This window comes from Nostoc sp. 'Peltigera membranacea cyanobiont' 213 (assembly GCF_002245975.1).
Lineage (GTDB): Bacteria > Cyanobacteriota > Cyanobacteriia > Cyanobacteriales > Nostocaceae > Nostoc.
The window spans coordinates 36,039-51,148 of the sequence record NZ_NOLI01000043.1 but is presented as its reverse complement, the minus strand read 5'-3'; the positions used below and the strand labels follow the sequence as shown (position 1 = coordinate 51,148).

The 15,110-nt window shown below is 42.7% G+C and carries 14 protein-coding genes and 1 pseudogene; 10 read left to right on the top strand and 5 right to left on the bottom strand.

Annotated features, from left to right (window positions below; genetic code table 11):
* The first annotated feature begins 83 nt into the window (after positions 1 to 83).
* The 6 genes and pseudogenes from CDG77_RS14360 to CDG77_RS14335 all read left to right on the top strand — a co-directional run bounded on the left by CDG77_RS14360 (position 84) and on the right by CDG77_RS14335 (position 8,330).
* Positions 84 to 1,583, top strand: coding sequence for an MBOAT family O-acyltransferase (locus CDG77_RS14360; protein ID WP_094330034.1), 1,500 nt, complete (start codon positions 84 to 86; stop codon positions 1,581 to 1,583).
* 369 nt (positions 1,584 to 1,952) lie between these two features.
* A complete protein-coding gene (gene psbA, locus CDG77_RS14355) occupies positions 1,953 to 3,035 on the top strand; it encodes a photosystem II q(b) protein (protein WP_094330033.1) in 1,083 nt (360 codons plus the stop codon).
* A 172-nt stretch (positions 3,036 to 3,207) separates the two neighbouring features.
* Positions 3,208 to 3,411 (top strand): annotated as a pseudogene (locus CDG77_RS14350) (Uma2 family endonuclease); the annotation flags it as partial.
* Between the two features lie 219 nt (positions 3,412 to 3,630).
* Positions 3,631 to 5,022, top strand: a complete 1,392-nt coding sequence (locus CDG77_RS14345) for a malic enzyme-like NAD(P)-binding protein (RefSeq protein WP_094330032.1) — start codon at positions 3,631 to 3,633, stop codon at positions 5,020 to 5,022.
* Positions 5,023 to 5,489: 467 nt separating this feature from the next.
* On the top strand, positions 5,490 to 7,775 hold the full coding sequence (locus CDG77_RS14340; RefSeq protein ID WP_094330031.1) for a PhoD-like phosphatase: 2,286 nt from the start codon (positions 5,490 to 5,492) through the stop codon (positions 7,773 to 7,775).
* An 81-nt stretch (positions 7,776 to 7,856) separates the two neighbouring features.
* Entirely contained in the window at positions 7,857 to 8,330 is a 474-nt protein-coding gene (locus CDG77_RS14335) for a hypothetical protein (RefSeq protein ID WP_094330036.1), read from the top strand.
* 86 nt (positions 8,331 to 8,416) lie between these two features.
* Here CDG77_RS14335 and CDG77_RS36510 read toward each other — a convergent pair whose 3' ends face one another.
* A complete protein-coding gene (locus CDG77_RS36510; RefSeq protein ID WP_181154310.1) occupies positions 8,417 to 8,662 on the bottom strand; it encodes a hypothetical protein in 246 nt (81 codons plus the stop codon).
* A gap of 104 nt (positions 8,663 to 8,766) precedes the next feature.
* Here CDG77_RS36510 and CDG77_RS14325 point away from each other — a divergent pair, with 104 nt between their 5' ends.
* A complete protein-coding gene (locus CDG77_RS14325) occupies positions 8,767 to 9,405 on the top strand; it encodes a Uma2 family endonuclease (protein WP_094330029.1) in 639 nt (212 codons plus the stop codon).
* Positions 9,406 to 9,493: 88 nt separating this feature from the next.
* Positions 9,494 to 10,171 (top strand): polysaccharide deacetylase family protein, encoded by a 678-nt coding sequence (locus CDG77_RS14320; RefSeq protein ID WP_094330028.1) that lies wholly within the window; start codon positions 9,494 to 9,496, stop codon positions 10,169 to 10,171.
* A gap of 241 nt (positions 10,172 to 10,412) precedes the next feature.
* Here the strand turns inward: CDG77_RS14320 and CDG77_RS14315 are convergent, their stop codons facing one another.
* The 4 genes from CDG77_RS14315 to CDG77_RS14300 form a co-directional block, all read right to left on the bottom strand.
* Positions 10,413 to 10,955 (bottom strand): opioid growth factor receptor-related protein, encoded by a 543-nt coding sequence (locus CDG77_RS14315; protein ID WP_190233979.1) that lies wholly within the window; start codon positions 10,953 to 10,955, stop codon positions 10,413 to 10,415.
* A gap of 188 nt (positions 10,956 to 11,143) precedes the next feature.
* Positions 11,144 to 11,557 (bottom strand): chorismate mutase, encoded by a 414-nt coding sequence (gene aroH / locus CDG77_RS14310; RefSeq protein WP_094330027.1) that lies wholly within the window; start codon positions 11,555 to 11,557, stop codon positions 11,144 to 11,146.
* Positions 11,558 to 11,659: 102 nt separating this feature from the next.
* A complete protein-coding gene (sppA, locus tag CDG77_RS14305) occupies positions 11,660 to 12,481 on the bottom strand; it encodes a signal peptide peptidase SppA (RefSeq protein ID WP_094330026.1) in 822 nt (273 codons plus the stop codon).
* Between the two features lie 543 nt (positions 12,482 to 13,024).
* Positions 13,025 to 13,321, bottom strand: a complete 297-nt coding sequence (locus CDG77_RS14300; protein ID WP_094330025.1) for a hypothetical protein — start codon at positions 13,319 to 13,321, stop codon at positions 13,025 to 13,027.
* A 409-nt stretch (positions 13,322 to 13,730) separates the two neighbouring features.
* Here CDG77_RS14300 and CDG77_RS14295 point away from each other — a divergent pair, with 409 nt between their 5' ends.
* A complete protein-coding gene (locus CDG77_RS14295) occupies positions 13,731 to 14,528 on the top strand; it encodes an MlaE family lipid ABC transporter permease subunit (RefSeq protein WP_094330024.1) in 798 nt (265 codons plus the stop codon).
* A gap of 128 nt (positions 14,529 to 14,656) precedes the next feature.
* The gene (locus tag CDG77_RS14290; protein WP_181154312.1) at positions 14,657 to 15,043 is read left to right on the top strand and encodes a DUF3119 family protein; all 387 of its coding nucleotides are present in this window, start codon (positions 14,657 to 14,659) and stop codon (positions 15,041 to 15,043) included.
* Positions 15,044 to 15,110: the final 67 nt, after the last annotated feature.

Sequence of the window (15,110 nt, the reverse complement as noted above, 5' to 3'; positions counted from 1 at the left end):
AAATGACAAATGACAAATGACAAATGACAAATGACAAATGACAAATGACAAATGACAAATGACAAATGACAAATGACTAAAAAATGAACTTTATATCAATTTTCTATGGGCTGTTCTTGTTGAGTGTTTTAGGAATTTACTGGTCTTTAGCACAACAGAAATTGCGACTATGGACGTTGTTAATTGCTAGTTTGGTGTTTTACGCATCTTTGCACATCCAATACATACCATTACTATTAGCATTAACGTTTATTAATTTCCGTGTGGGACTGGAGATTGGAAAAAATACATCACCAGGAAAACATTCTCTTGACTGGCAAATTTCTAATGAAGAGTGGCAATTTGCTCAAGGTGACTGGAATCGTCGTCGTCTAAAACTTTTGTGGTTGGGTATAACTCTAAATGTTTTACTATTATTAACTTTTAAGTATCTAACCCCTTTATTCAAGTTTGTTTTCAATATCCAAACCAACTCACCGGATAATTCCTTTAAATTGATTGCACCTTTGGGAATTTCATTTTTCACCTTTGAATGCATTGCCTATTTAATCGATGTCTATCGCGGTGCCCCTGCTACTGAGCAGTTTCTCAAATTTGCCACCTACAAATTATTCTTCGCCAAACTGATTTCCGGCCCGATTACGCGCTATCACAACTTAGCAAATCAATTCAATACGCTAGATTTTCCCAGTGCCGATAGAGTAGCAGAGGCGCTATGGTTAATTGCCAGAGGCGCAGTCAAAAAAGGTATTTTTGCAGACCACCTGGGAATTTTTGTCGATTTATGTTTTGGTAACTTACAACGGGCCGGTAGTACCGATCTCTGGTTAGCTATATTCGCCTACGGCTTGCAGTTATATCTAGATTTCAATGGTTACGTAGATATTGCCCGTGGGAGTGCCTTGCTTTTTGGCTTGGTTCTACCTGAGAATTTTGACTTTCCCTACTTCAGCACCAGTATTGGAGAATTTTGGCGGCGCTGGCACATGACTCTAGGAGATTGGCTGCGTAACTATGTCTACTTTCCTTTGGGTGGTTCCCGTCGGGGTTTAATCCGTACCTGCTGGAATTTATTTATTGTGATGCTAATCGCTGGTATCTGGCACGGGGCTTCTTTGGGTTATGTCATTTGGGGCATATTCCACGGGTTAGCTTTGGTGGTTCATCGCCTTACAGATGCGATGAGCGATCGCTTTGAAAATCTAGAACATTTCTGGCAAAATCCTCTAGGTATCTTTGTCGCTTGGTTATTGACTCAACTGATGGTTTTTACCTCTTGGATTTGGTTCCGTCTACCTAATCTCCAAGACTCTTCTTTAGTAATTCGACACCTTTTGGGTTATCCTGCTGACGCTCAGTTTGCCGAAAAAGTCTATGTAGAAGCCTTAAACATCAGTCAATACCAACTTACTTGGGTATTTCTAGCCTTAGCGGCCATGATGGCTATAGTCTATACCTTCAATAGAATGCTGAAGTTAGAGTTTAGCTGGCCTATTAAGCTTGTCTTTGTCCCTCTATGTTTCTACGCTGTTTGGTTATTAGCTCCTGAAGGTAGTTTGCCCTACATATACTTTGATTTTTAAGTTTCTACAAACGATCGACAGCAACATAAGGCAATTTACAACTTATTATTTTGTTACAAATCAACAAAAATTAAAATTTTCTAAACAGGCGATTTGTAAAGGAATGTAAAGAGAATTAAATAGGCGATCGCATCATTGAAAGTTATAGCTAGTCTGGTGTTGAAATGCCTTACAGAGAGTTAATATATCACTCTTATCAGTCTTGTTTAAGTAGTAAAACTTTACATTTTGATGAGCTTTTTAAGGAATTTAATTACAGAATATTAAGCCACAGTCCGCATCCAAGTAAATTCATGTAGACTGTAATTTAACAGGCGAAAATAATATCTGCTTGTTCCATTTCTAACAAAAAACAGCACTTATAAAACCATGACCACAACCTTACAACGGCGCTCTGGCGCTAACGTATGGGATCGCTTTTGCGAGTGGATCACCAGCACCGACAACCGTATATATATCGGTTGGTTTGGTGTTCTAATGATCCCAACCCTACTAGCTGCTACTGCCTGCTTCGTAATTGCCTTCATCGCAGCACCTCCAGTAGACATTGATGGTATCCGCGAACCAGTCGCAGGTTCCTTGATCTACGGGAACAATATCATCTCTGGTGCAGTAGTACCTTCCTCCAACGCTATCGGTTTGCACTTCTACCCAATTTGGGAAGCTGCTTCCTTAGATGAGTGGTTGTACAACGGTGGTCCTTACCAGTTGGTAGTTTTCCACTTCTTGATCGGTTGCGCTTGCTACCTCGGTCGTCAGTGGGAACTTTCTTACCGCTTGGGTATGCGTCCTTGGATATGTGTAGCTTACAGCGCACCTTTGGCTTCCGCTACCGCAGTATTCTTGATCTACCCCATCGGTCAAGGTTCTTTCTCTGATGGTATGCCTTTGGGTATCTCTGGAACCTTCAACTTCATGATTGTGTTCCAAGCAGAACACAACATCTTGATGCACCCCTTCCACATGTTAGGTGTGGCTGGTGTATTCGGCGGTTCCTTGTTCTCTGCAATGCACGGTTCTCTAGTAACTTCTTCATTGGTGCGTGAAACCACCGAAACCGAATCTCTTAACTACGGTTACAAGTTCGGTCAAGAAGAAGAAACCTACAACATCGTTGCAGCCCACGGTTACTTCGGTCGTTTGATCTTCCAATACGCTTCCTTCAACAACAGCCGTTCGCTGCACTTCTTCCTCGCAGCTTGGCCTGTCGTCGGTATCTGGTTCACCGCTTTGGGTATCAGCACGATGGCGTTCAACCTGAACGGATTCAACTTCAACCAATCAATCATTGACTCCCAAGGTCGCGTTATCAGCACCTGGGCAGACGTAATCAACCGCGCTAACTTGGGTATGGAAGTAATGCACGAGCGTAACGCTCACAACTTCCCCCTAGACTTAGCTGCTGGTGAAGTTACTCCTGTAGCAATGACTGCTCCTGCTATCAACGGTTAATTCTGAAGATTAGCTAAATAAAAAGCGCCCTCCATTGCTGGGGGGTGCTTTTTATTTAGCTAACTAAGACATTAGCGCTCTTTTATTACTCTCGTCAGATTAAATTTAAAACCCTCTTTTGGCGTTAGTCCGCGCAGGTGGACGAGAGTTTGTGTAGCCGCGATTTCTAAGGTTCTGTTTGCAAAATGGTGAATATTTACCACTGGTGGCGGATGCAGATGGTGTGATTAAAAGTAGAGTATTTCCAGGTTTGTGGTTAGCCGTCACCTCACTAATTACAGGAGATATGACGCAAGTTTTAGCAGTGTTGCAACAAGGGTTAAATTCACAAGAACACACAGAATTTGTTGAACATTTAGCTAGGCAAGGTTGCTGAGTAATAAAATTTTAAAAAAATATCTGCTGTCTTTGGGTACAATTACTAAATTGTGACTCATTTAGATTGGTAAATACACTGATATAAATAAAAATAATTATCAAAACTGCTAGCAGTAAGTAAACTAACTTTAATTGTGTTTCCACTGACCACGAATATCAGACTTTAGTTTTCGTCTCAATTCAATATAAAATCTAAAACTTAAAATCCAAAATCAACATGACAGACCTAACTCCTAATTCTAGTTTTAGTTTGACGCTGCGCTTGCAGATTCCCAATCGTGTGGGAATGTTAGCGTCGATAACCCAGGCGATCGCAGCTACTGGCGGTAATCTCGGTCAAATCGATCTAATCGAGCAAACCCGCAAAGAATCCACCCGCGATTTGACTGTAGATGCTGCTAGTACCGAACATGCTGAAACCATTGTGCAAGCAGTGAAAGCATTGCCAGACATCAAGTTACTCAGTGTTTACGATCGCACCTTTAATTTGCATCGCGGTGGCAAAATCAGCATTACTAGCAGAATTCCTCTGAAGAGTGTATCCGATCTAGCAATGGCTTATACGCCCGGAGTCGGTCGAATTTGTACGGCGATCGCTCAAGATCCAGAGGAAGTTTACAAGTTAACCATCAAACAAAACACTGTTGCTATTGTTACCGATGGTAGTGCCGTTTTGGGATTAGGAAATCTCGGCCCAGCTGCTGCTCTCCCAGTCATGGAAGGCAAAGCAATGCTATTCAAGGAATTTGCTGGGTTAGATGCTTTTCCCATCTGTCTGGCCACCCAAGATACAGAAGAGATTATCCAGACAGTTAAGAATATCGCGCCAGTTTTTGGGGGTGTGAATTTAGAGGATATCGCTGCACCTCGCTGCTTTGAAATTGAAAAGAGATTGCGCGATGAGTTAGATATCCCCGTTTTTCATGACGATCAGCACGGTACAGCCATTGTCACCTTAGCAGCATTGTTTAACTCTCTAAAACTGGTACATAAGACAATGGCAGAAATCCGCATCGTGATTAACGGTGCTGGGGCGGCGGGAATAGCGATCGCTCGCTTACTCCGTAAAGCTGGGGCAGAAAAAATCTGGATGTGCGACTCTAAAGGGATTATCTCTAATAGTCGCACCGATTTGACAGAAGAAAAACTCGAATTTGCCGTGAAAGCTCAAGGTACGTTAGCGGGTGCAATGCAAGGTGCAGATGTGTTTATTGGTGTTAGCGCACCGGGAGTTTTGACACCAGAAATGGTACAATCGATGGCGAAAGACCCGATTGTGTTTGCAATGGCAAATCCCATTCCAGAGATTCAACCAGAATTAATCAGCAAAGATGTTGCTGTTATCGCTACCGGTCGCAGTGATTATCCGAATCAAATCAATAACGTCCTAGCTTTTCCTGGGGTATTCCGTGGTGCTTTAGATTGTCGGGCAAAGACGATTACTACCACAATGTACTTAGAAGCGGCAAATGCGATCGCTTCTTTAGTCAAGCCTTCAGATTTGGATCGGGAGCATATTATTCCTTCAGTCTTTGATGAGCGAGTAGCCAAAGCTGTTGCTGCTGCTGTGCAACAAGCAGCGCGTCAAGAAGGTATCGCTCGGAATTAAGTAAATTCATTACTCTTGTGGGATGGGTGTCTCGCTCGTCCCAAAGCACATTCTTCCATAAGGAAATTGCTAAAACTAGCAAACCATTTTGGGTAGTCTCGATCGTTTTATGATTTCGGTTGTACAGCTGTTGGCTATCTCAATACTATTCGGTTAAGGCAGGAGACGCGATAAATCGCCGTCTCTACAAAAGACTGATTATTGTAGAGACGGCGATTCATCGCGTCTTTACGATCTAGAATTTCCATCAAAAAACATTAACTGAACCGTATTGCAGGCTATCTATTCAACACTAAATCCTAACATTGTTTCTAACTTGCCTTCTTCGTAGCGTCTCGCACAGAAGGCATCGCTCATCATGAATATGTCAGATTAAGGAATGGCGAAAAACTCGTCCCCATTTGGTGATTGGATTATATAAATAAAGCAATATCATCTAAAACCCACCATTTTGTCAGCTGTTTGCAATGAAGTATCAAGCTGGGGACGAGTTTTTACAACAACTGCCACTAATTTTGGCGGGGCCAATCCTAAAACATACTGAACCAGAGTCAGTGACAGTATGGGTGGCTCTGAAACAGTCTTGTAAAGTAGAACTCAAGGTTTATGAAACAACAAATGATGGTGAAGCGCTAGGAAATTGTTTATTAGAGGGAGAACGCTCTACCTTTGCTCTGGGTAAAAATCTTCATGTAGTTGCAATAACGGCTCGATCTCAGGTTGGATGTCGCCTAACTAGCGATCGCCTCTATGCTTACGATCTCCAGTTTACTATTGCAGACCAAACCCGGCAAATGCAACAAGCATTATGCTCAAACTCTTTACCTACAGTCAGCATCAGCTACTTCGCTCATCAAAAACCAACCTTTGTTTTGCCGCCAAACCGTCTGCAAGATTTGCAAATTGTCCATGCTTCCTGCCGTAAACCTCATGGTCATGGGTTTGATGCACTGCCGATTCTTGACAGTTTAATTGAGGCTTCAGCCAATCAACCCCAACATCGCCCTCACCAGCTATTCATGACTGGAGATCAAATTTATGGCGATGATGTAGCAGATCCTTCGTTGTGGGTTGCAACTACTCTTGGTGATGCCCTCTTGGGTTGGGAAGAACAACTTCCGGTGAATGGAGTTTACTGTACTCCCCAGCAACTCCCCCCTGGAGAACGGACTGATGTGGCGACAAATCAAGCTGGTTTGACCGCAGGATTACATAATAAATCGGAGAAAGTTAACAGTCATCTTTTCAGCTTGGGTGAATATTACGCTACTTATTTACTAGCTTGGTCGCCAGTGTGCTGGCCGACTACATTTCCTAAAGGACACCAAGTAACGCGCGATCGCCATGCTATCAAAGATTGGAATAAAGCAGTCTGGCATTTACGCCAATTTATCTACACCCTTTGGAAAGTGCGTCGCGCCCTTGCCAATATCCCGATGTACACTATCTTTGATGACCATGATGTTAGTGATGACTGGAACTTAAACCAAGCTTGGTGTTTGCGGGTGTTAGGTCGTCCCCTGGGGCGAAGAATAGTCCAAAATGCTTTGTTAGCTTACACGGTGTTTCAAGGATGGGGCAATACACCAGGGCAATTTGCAAAGGGTAAAGCCGGTGAAAAGTTGTTGAAGGCAGCACAAGCTTGGTCAGCATCCCTTGGGATGGATGCAAAGGCTAATGAAGCGATCGCTCGTTATGTCGGGATGCCAGCCAACGATCCCGCTACAGGCTTACCTATTTTAGTCCGAGACGGTTCGGTATTCATTCTGGATCGAGATCCTGAAGCACTGACTTGGCACTATATAGTCAGGAGCGATTGCCATGAAGTAATTGTGCTGGATACACGTACTTGGCGGGGTTATCCAGCCGATCAAAAACCAATCGCACCGCCAATGCTGTTGTGTCCGCAAGCCTTTGAGCAACAACTAGTTTTACCTTTACAACAAGTAGCTGAAGAAACTCAGATTCAAAATACATTTGTGATTGCACCCACGAATGTATTTGGAATGCAAGTCGTTGATTGGATTCACCATTGGAACTTAAAACAAGAGAAAGTTTTTTCAACTGATGTTGGAGATGCTTGGAACATTAATATGGAGGCACTGGCGAAATTTCTAACCACCTTGTTTGAAGAACGTCAACAAATAGTTATTCTCTCTGGAGATATTCACTACAGTTCTGTTGCTCACTTGTCTTATACACGCACCCATTCCAACTTGCAGTCTGTCTTAGTGCAGTTAACCGCTAGTGCGTTGAAGAATGAAGAAACTTTGACGCGGCTGATTCATACACGATTGAAAGATTGGCTGCTACCAGAAAAGATGCGACATTGGATAGGGCAGAGCAACCCACCCAATATGGTAGAAATTTCCGAGAAACAATTACACCATAATCGCCAGATGTTGACCAACTCTGACTGGCATTGTGTGCTGGAATGGATACCTCGAAACAGTGTTCAGAGTTCTGATTGCACAGCAGATATATTATCGTTGATAGCTCCCTGGAAACGAGCCGAAAATGCGAAATGGAAATGGTTACAACCCCTGATGTTTTGGAAATATCGTTGGTTTCAGGAGGGGCGAGAAGTAGTTGGATTAAATAATTTAGCTCTGGTTCACTTTGAGTTTGCAGATGGGAATAGTTCTGGCAACGTTATTCAAGATTTGTACTGGTTTTCTTCTTGGTATCCAACTCAAGTTGTTTACAGCCGTTTTAAGACCCAGTTAACGCCGAATCAGTCATTGTTAAGATGACCAACTTTGCTCTGCCAATGAAAATTTTAGTTGTATATCTGGGCACTCTAGATGAAAGAAACTTACTGGAGAGTGATTTCTATGTCTACGACCCCAATTAGTGCAACATTGGCACAAACAGACAGAGATGCTGTTTTGCAAGCGATCGCTACCATTAAAGAAAAGCTACCATTTTTAGTTGATTTGAGTTCCGACGATCGCAAGGCTTTACCCAAGATGGGAGATAAGAGTCGGGCATTCGTGAGTAAAGCATTAGAGGTGGCGACGCAGAACCCAGAGTTTTTACCGCGATCGTTTGACTTGGAAGAGATGCGGAAGGATGTACAGTTGTTTGAAGCATTGTATCCAGTGTTGTTATCCTTGACGCAATTACAAGAACTTGTGGATGATACTTCTTTGGCAGTGGGTAGTGAAGCTTATGCAGCCGCGTTGCAGGTATATAACTACGCAAAAGCCAGTGGACAAGGGGCGGGTTTAGATGGGGTGGTTGCCGAAATGGGAAAACGATTTACTCGTAAACCCGTAAAGTCCGAGCTTAAAGAACCAATATTGTAAAAAAGAAGTTGGTAATTCCACGTCAAAAGTAAAACTTAGAGCTTCAGAGCTTGAATGTTAGAGTCAAAAGCACGACATTTCAAGTTCTAAAGCTCAACTTCCGAGTTCAGAGGCTCAACGTTCAAGCAAAAAGGTGCAACTTCCGAGTTCAGAGGCTCAACGTTCAAGCAAAAAGGTGCAACTTCCGAGTTCAGAGGCTCAACGTTCGAGCAAAAAGGTGCAACTTCCGAGTTCAGAGGTTCAACGTTCGAGCAAAAAGGTCGGACTTCCGAGTTCAGAGGCTCAACGTTCGAGCAAAAAGGTGCAACTTCCGAGTTCAGAGGTTCAAGCATCTCCTTCAGAACTCGAACATTTGACTTCAGAGGTTAAAGAGTTGAGCGAGAAGTTTAGAATTTGAGTTACAAGAGATATAGCTTACTGGCATAAGGGTTAGACAATGAGTGAAACTCAGACCCAGTTACCGACAGATACATGGATTTGTGCTTCTTGGCAAGAGTATGAGGAAGCGATCGCTAACTTGCTCAATGAGAAGGCAAAGAGTTACTACTATAAGGGGCACATGAGGCTGGAGATGGCACCAGTTAGTTTTGCTCATGGTAAAGACCATGTTGTAATTATTTTTGCGGTGACTCTATTTGCGGCGCTTAAAGGAATAATAGCGACAGGTTTAGACACAACCACCTTTCGTAAAACTGGTGTTCAGGATTGTCAGCCTGATGTGGCTTATTATCTCAGAGAACGCGCCCAAACTATCCCAGCAGGTACAGGAATTGTCAACCTCGATCGCTATCCTGCACCAGATTTAGTGATTGAAATTGCAAAAACATCTCTGCTGGACGACTTGGGTACAAAGCGATCGCTCTATGAAGAGTTAGGCGTTGCTGAATATTGGGTAGTAGATGTTCAAAACGCCCAAATTATTGCTTATGCGATCGCAGAACAAGGTAGTAAACGTATTCAAGAATCACAGGTATTGCCTGGATTGGCAATGTCTATTTTAGAAGAAGCCTTACACCGTAGCCGTGAAATCAATCAATCTGAAGTTGGAGCTTGGTTATTGAGCCAGTTTCAGTAAAAAGTTTGGAGCATTAGCATAACTAACAATCTCAAAACGAATTCGCAAACAACACCGACAAAAATTTGCCAGCAGCCAATAAACGCAAATGCAGCTAGCTCCCCTGTTTCCAATTGTCTATCGTATTCTCCAACCAAGTTTTCCCAATTGCCTTTGGCGTGGAAATCCTCATAGTAAAGCGATCGCACTAACCTTTGATGATGGGCCACATCCTCAATTCACACCCAAAGTTTTGGCAGTGTTAGACCATTACCAGATTACAGCCAGTTTTTTTTGGTTGGGTGTTTGCGTCAACCGTTCACCAGCGATCGCCAAGGCTGTTAGCGATCGCGGCCACTGGATCGGATTACATGGCTACGATCACCGCTCTTTTCCCCTACTTTCCCCAAATCACTTGAAGGACAGTTTAGAAAAAACCCAAGCCGCCATCTACAATGCTTGCAATCTGCAACCCGAACAAGTGCGAGATGTCCGTCCCCCAAATGGTTTTTTTACACCTGCTACTTTAAAATTGTTTTTGCAGTGGAATTACCGCCCAGTCATGTGGAGCGTTGTACCAGAAGATTGGGTGCGCCCAGGTGTCAACACTGTGGTGGAGCGAGTTATGCAACAGGTCAAAAATGGTTCGTTGATTGTCTTGCATGATGGTGTTTGCGGTGGAGAAGATGTTGCTGCCATAATTCAAATTCTCATTCCGCAACTGCTACAACAAGGCTATGAGTTTGTGACTGTTGATACTCTGTGGCATCAAGCTAAGACTAATTAAAGTGTTGAAACTGTAGGCTCTTAGAGGTTGAATGAACAAGTATTTTGCTGCGATCTTAGGCACTTTTAGATCCCCCTAAATCCCCCTTTTAAGGGGGACTTTGATTCTGGTTCCCCCCTTTTTTAAGGGGGGTTAGGGGGGATCTAAAACTTTTGATACCGAAAAGAGGACTTTTCAAACATCCTCTTAGTCTCAGCCAACAGTTTCAATCACATCCGCATTCAACAAGATTGTTACATTGTCAATTGCGTTTAACTGCACTTGTCCAATACTGGAATGTTTCACCCCCAATGCGATCGCTATCTTCACGGTAGATTTGCCGCAAACATTCATAAAATGCTTCGGCTTCATTCTCCAACCCAAATGTCATTAAGCACTTTAAGATCCGGGTGATGCGAAGATAATTGTGGTTAAATATACAGACCCATTCGCGTTTCCGATTAGGATAGTCTTCTGACTGGCTGACAACTATTTTTCCGTCATTACTTTCGTGGCGTTGCAACCCATAAAATTGAAGCATAACTGTCAATGAGTGCAGCAAATTTTTATGGAGGTGGGGGTTGTTTTGAAATACTTGAATTACTTCCTCATCAACAATGGGTGCATCATGATTGAATGCACTTCGCTCAGGCAAAGGAAACAACCACTGAATGTAATCGTGGGCACACTCTAATTCTTCAAAATTCCAAGCCCACATCTCTTGAATCATGCGACCTTCTGAATCTTTTTGTTCCCCTAAATAGAACGGAACAAGCATTGCAGTGAGTTGTTTTTCATGATTCATTGCAAACTACCTTCACAAAGCAATATTAGTAGCTAATTTTATAGTTTTTTTACGCAATAAGTTAAAGGTTTAAAGCCTCGCCCGTTATAGGCGAAAAAACCCTTATATTGCAGGGTAGGTTGAAACTCCGCTCCTTGCAGGCGACTTAGTTTTCCCTGTTCCCTTCAGTATGAATTTTCTTAAATAATTTACACTTTTGACTTAACTGCTGGCTTTGATGCTTGTAAAGGCTGAGGCAAACTCCAGTCGGGACGCAAGCTAGCGGCGTTGCGTAAATAAATATGATGAATTGAGGCGGAGGCTGGCAGATAAGCGTGAATTAAGAACCGAATACAGCGCTGTAAGCTACCTTCAACGTGCATTTGTTGCACATCTAACATAGCAACATTATCCCAACCTGGACGCGCTCTGGCGATCGCTGCCGGAAAAATAGTATCCAAATCGCGTGTCACAGAAAAAGTCACACTAATCATGTCCGTCGGCTGGAATTGATTCCGGTTTTCCAATTCATCTAGTAGTTCTGTCACCACCTCTCGGATTGCCTCAACAGTATTTTCTGAAGCAGTTGTTGCTCCACGAATAGCACGCATTTGCCACTCCACGCCAAAATCCTCCTAAAAACAATAAAGTTAGGAGTTAGAAGTTAGGAGTTAGGAGTTAGGAGTTAAAACTCTCAACTTCTCACTCCTAACTCCTAACTCAAGCTAGGGACGATATAACCACAACGGTAAACCACTTGTAGACACTTCAAATTCGAGCCAACCAATTCCAGATCGAATTCCTGATGAAACCTGACGACTCCCTGGTAGAAGACGACTCAATAAAGGTTTACGTTCTTCTAGGGTATAGCAGAGAGTTTTTTCTGGATCGAGTCCAACCAATTCTGCTGTCCACCGACGGGCATCTTCTTCTGTGCCCAGGCGGTCTACAACGCCCAACTCTAGGGCTTGCTGTCCAGTAAAAATCCGACCATCGGCAAAACTTTTCACAGCTTCTACTGTTAAAGAACGGCCATCAGCTACCGTTTGGACAAACTGCTGATAACTTGTGTCAATCAACTCTTGCAGGATGTTTTCTTCTGGTTTAGTCAGCTGCCGGTCAAAAGCCAAAATATCTTTATAAGGGCCAGACTTAATTACCTGGAAGGAAACACCAATTTTTTCTAGCAAGCGTTCCAAGTTATTTCCGCGCAAAATCACACCAATACTACCCGTAATTGTACCTGGGTTAGCAACGATGTATTCGGCTCCCACGCCGATGTAGACACCTCCAGAAGCCGAAATATTGCCAAAGCTTGCGACGATTTTAATTTTTTCGCGCAGACGCTTCAGGGCGCTGTAGATTTCTTGAGAATCTCCGACTGTACCGCCAGGGCTGTCAATACGTAGCAATAATGCCGGAAACTTTTTTTCTTCTACAGTTTTCAGGGCTTCTAGGACGCGTTTGCGAGTAGCACTGGCGATCGCACCAGTAATTTCAATCCGCGCAATTTGTTTTCTAAACTTGGGCTTAAACGGCCAAACCATGAGCTGTAAACATACCTCGTAATAAACTCAATATAAGATCCCTACAGGTCAGACGACCTCCTTTGCTCTGTTAAGAAACATGAGCAGGCATTTTGCTCATCAGGATTTTAAGGAAGTTTTTATCTTTTGCAGTGAGTTTTATTTGATATTCTCGATGAATACTAATAAATTCCTGAAAAATTGCAGTCAATACAAAATGCCAAACTCTAGTTTAGCGTCCAACATGGTGGTTTAGCACAGACTATTTTAGCTGTTTTGCATAATTCAAAGTTTCAAAGCCCTTAGTATACTAGCTTTTTGACTGTTTTAGGATTGCTTGACTGCGATCGCGCCCATGCAAAAATCCTCAGTAATTAATAACTAATAACTAATTAACAATAAGTATTTAATTAATAATTTCGGTATTCAATTTAATTAATAAAAATTCATTTAGCAACACTAATCCCTATTTAGGTTAAGACCAGTAGTACTTTCACTTTGGAAAATATCAATTTTTCCTGTGTTGTACAGCCCATGAATACCTGACGAAGCTATTTACACTATTCAGGAGTTTATTCGTAAAATTTGATACCGATAGCAAACATACGTATCAAACAGTGCCCCGACAAAACTACAGGTTAAGCTAATGACAAATAATCCATGTAGGGGAGTTCCGCTGCCAAAGATGGCAAGAAAGTGCATAATCTGAGTAGCGATCGCCTCTGTTAACTCTTGTAAACCTGGAAAGGAACCGATGAGGGATAGAAACAGCAGTCCGCCGCCAACTAGGAAGATGGGAGCGACAAAACTAAAAATGATTGTAAGTAGTAAAGAGCGGAGAAAGTTAATGAAAATAGTCATTTACGACAAACTCCGTGAGTAGAGATGACAATAGCTAGATAGCGGTTTGTCATTTTCTACAATACGTGCGATCGCTCCTAAGCAGACAATTTGTCAAAAATCTTAAGTTTTCATTAAAAGAAACGGCTATTCGTTACAGCCCGTGCTGGGGATATAATAAAATGAATTAAATCTCTAAAAGCCTTGCAAAATCAAGGTTAAAACTAAGTTAGCATCTATATTATTGGCTTGCGGTACGTTTAATAACAGCTTCATTTTCTGAGAGCATCTTTAATCTAAGTTAATAATCACCCTCATTGTGAGCAAGAGGGAGGAGGGAGAAATAATCAATCCCAATCCCCAATCCCCCATTCCCTATCCCAATGACTTCCGCTATTCTTAAGGCAGTTACCGAGTTAGCTACAGAACATTGAACCAGACTACATCCAAATCCAGTTTAGGAGAATGGAGTCAGCGATTGCTGGCGGCGATTTTTCTGGGTGGGCAAGTCCTAGTTCACCTATTGAGAGGCAAAATCCATCGGCGCAACACCTTGGAACAAATGGCAGCAGTTGGGCCCGATTCCCTATTTATTGCCCTATTGACGGCTATTTTCGTCGGCGCGGTGTTTACCATTCAGGTGGCGCGGGAATTTATCAACTTTGGCGCAGGAAACATTATCGGCGGAGTGCTTTCTGTAGCGTTGACACGAGAACTCTCTCCCGTGTTAACAGCAGTGGTTTTGGCGGGACGAGTCGGTTCTGCCTTTGCAGCCGAAATCGGTACCATGCGAGTCACAGAACAAATCGATGCCATGTTGATGTTAAAAACAGATCCAATCGATTACCTAGTTATTCCCCGCGTTCTTGCTTGCTGTTTAATGCTACCAATTTTAACCCTCCTATCTTTGGTAACAGGGATGTTCGGAGGATTCATAATTGCGACAAGTGTCTACAACCTATCTGATACGGTATTTATAGACTCAGCCCGTAACTTTCTTGGCATCTGGGATATCTTGAGTGCGATGATTAAGGCGTGTTGCTTTGGAATTTTAATCGCCGTAATTGGTTGCAGTTGGGGGTTGACGACAACAGGAGGAGCCAAAGGTGTAGGACAGTCAACCACAACTGCTGTTGTGACTGCCTTACTGATTATATTTGTTAGCAACTTCTTTCTTTCTTGGTTAATGTTTCAAGGGCTTGGCAGTGCATTCTTGAAAGGCTTATAAAAGAGACGCGATCAATCGCGTCTGTGCAGGAGTTAAGAGTTATGAGTTAAAACTCCGAATTCCTCACTCTTAGTTCCTGACTCCTAAAATAGGAGATATGCCTACTAAATAAAGCAGGATTTAAGACTGTGACCAGTTCATTTGCTCCTAACTCCACATCAACTGTGGAACTAAAGCCTAGTTACAACATACCTATAGTGTTGGTAATTACCGCTATTCCACTACTGTTGGTACAACCGTGGGTAGGCTCCATTTTCACACTATTTGGTTTGTTTCTCATGTTTCAGGCGTTAACGCTGCGTTTGCAATTTACCGTCACCGACTTAGATATTTACAGAGGCGAAAAATTAATTCGGCGCTTTCCTTACCGGGAATGGCAAAACTGGCGGATTTTCTGGAATGGAGTCCCTATCCTGTTTTACTTTAAAGAAATTAAAAGTATTCACTTTTTGCCGATTTTGTTTGACCCTAACACCTTGAAAACTTGCTTAGAACAACGTTGTCCGCGTATTTAGTGCGGATACTGATTAAATCTGAGGTTTATCCAGAACTTGGGGCAAAATCCCCAAATATTACCAAAGT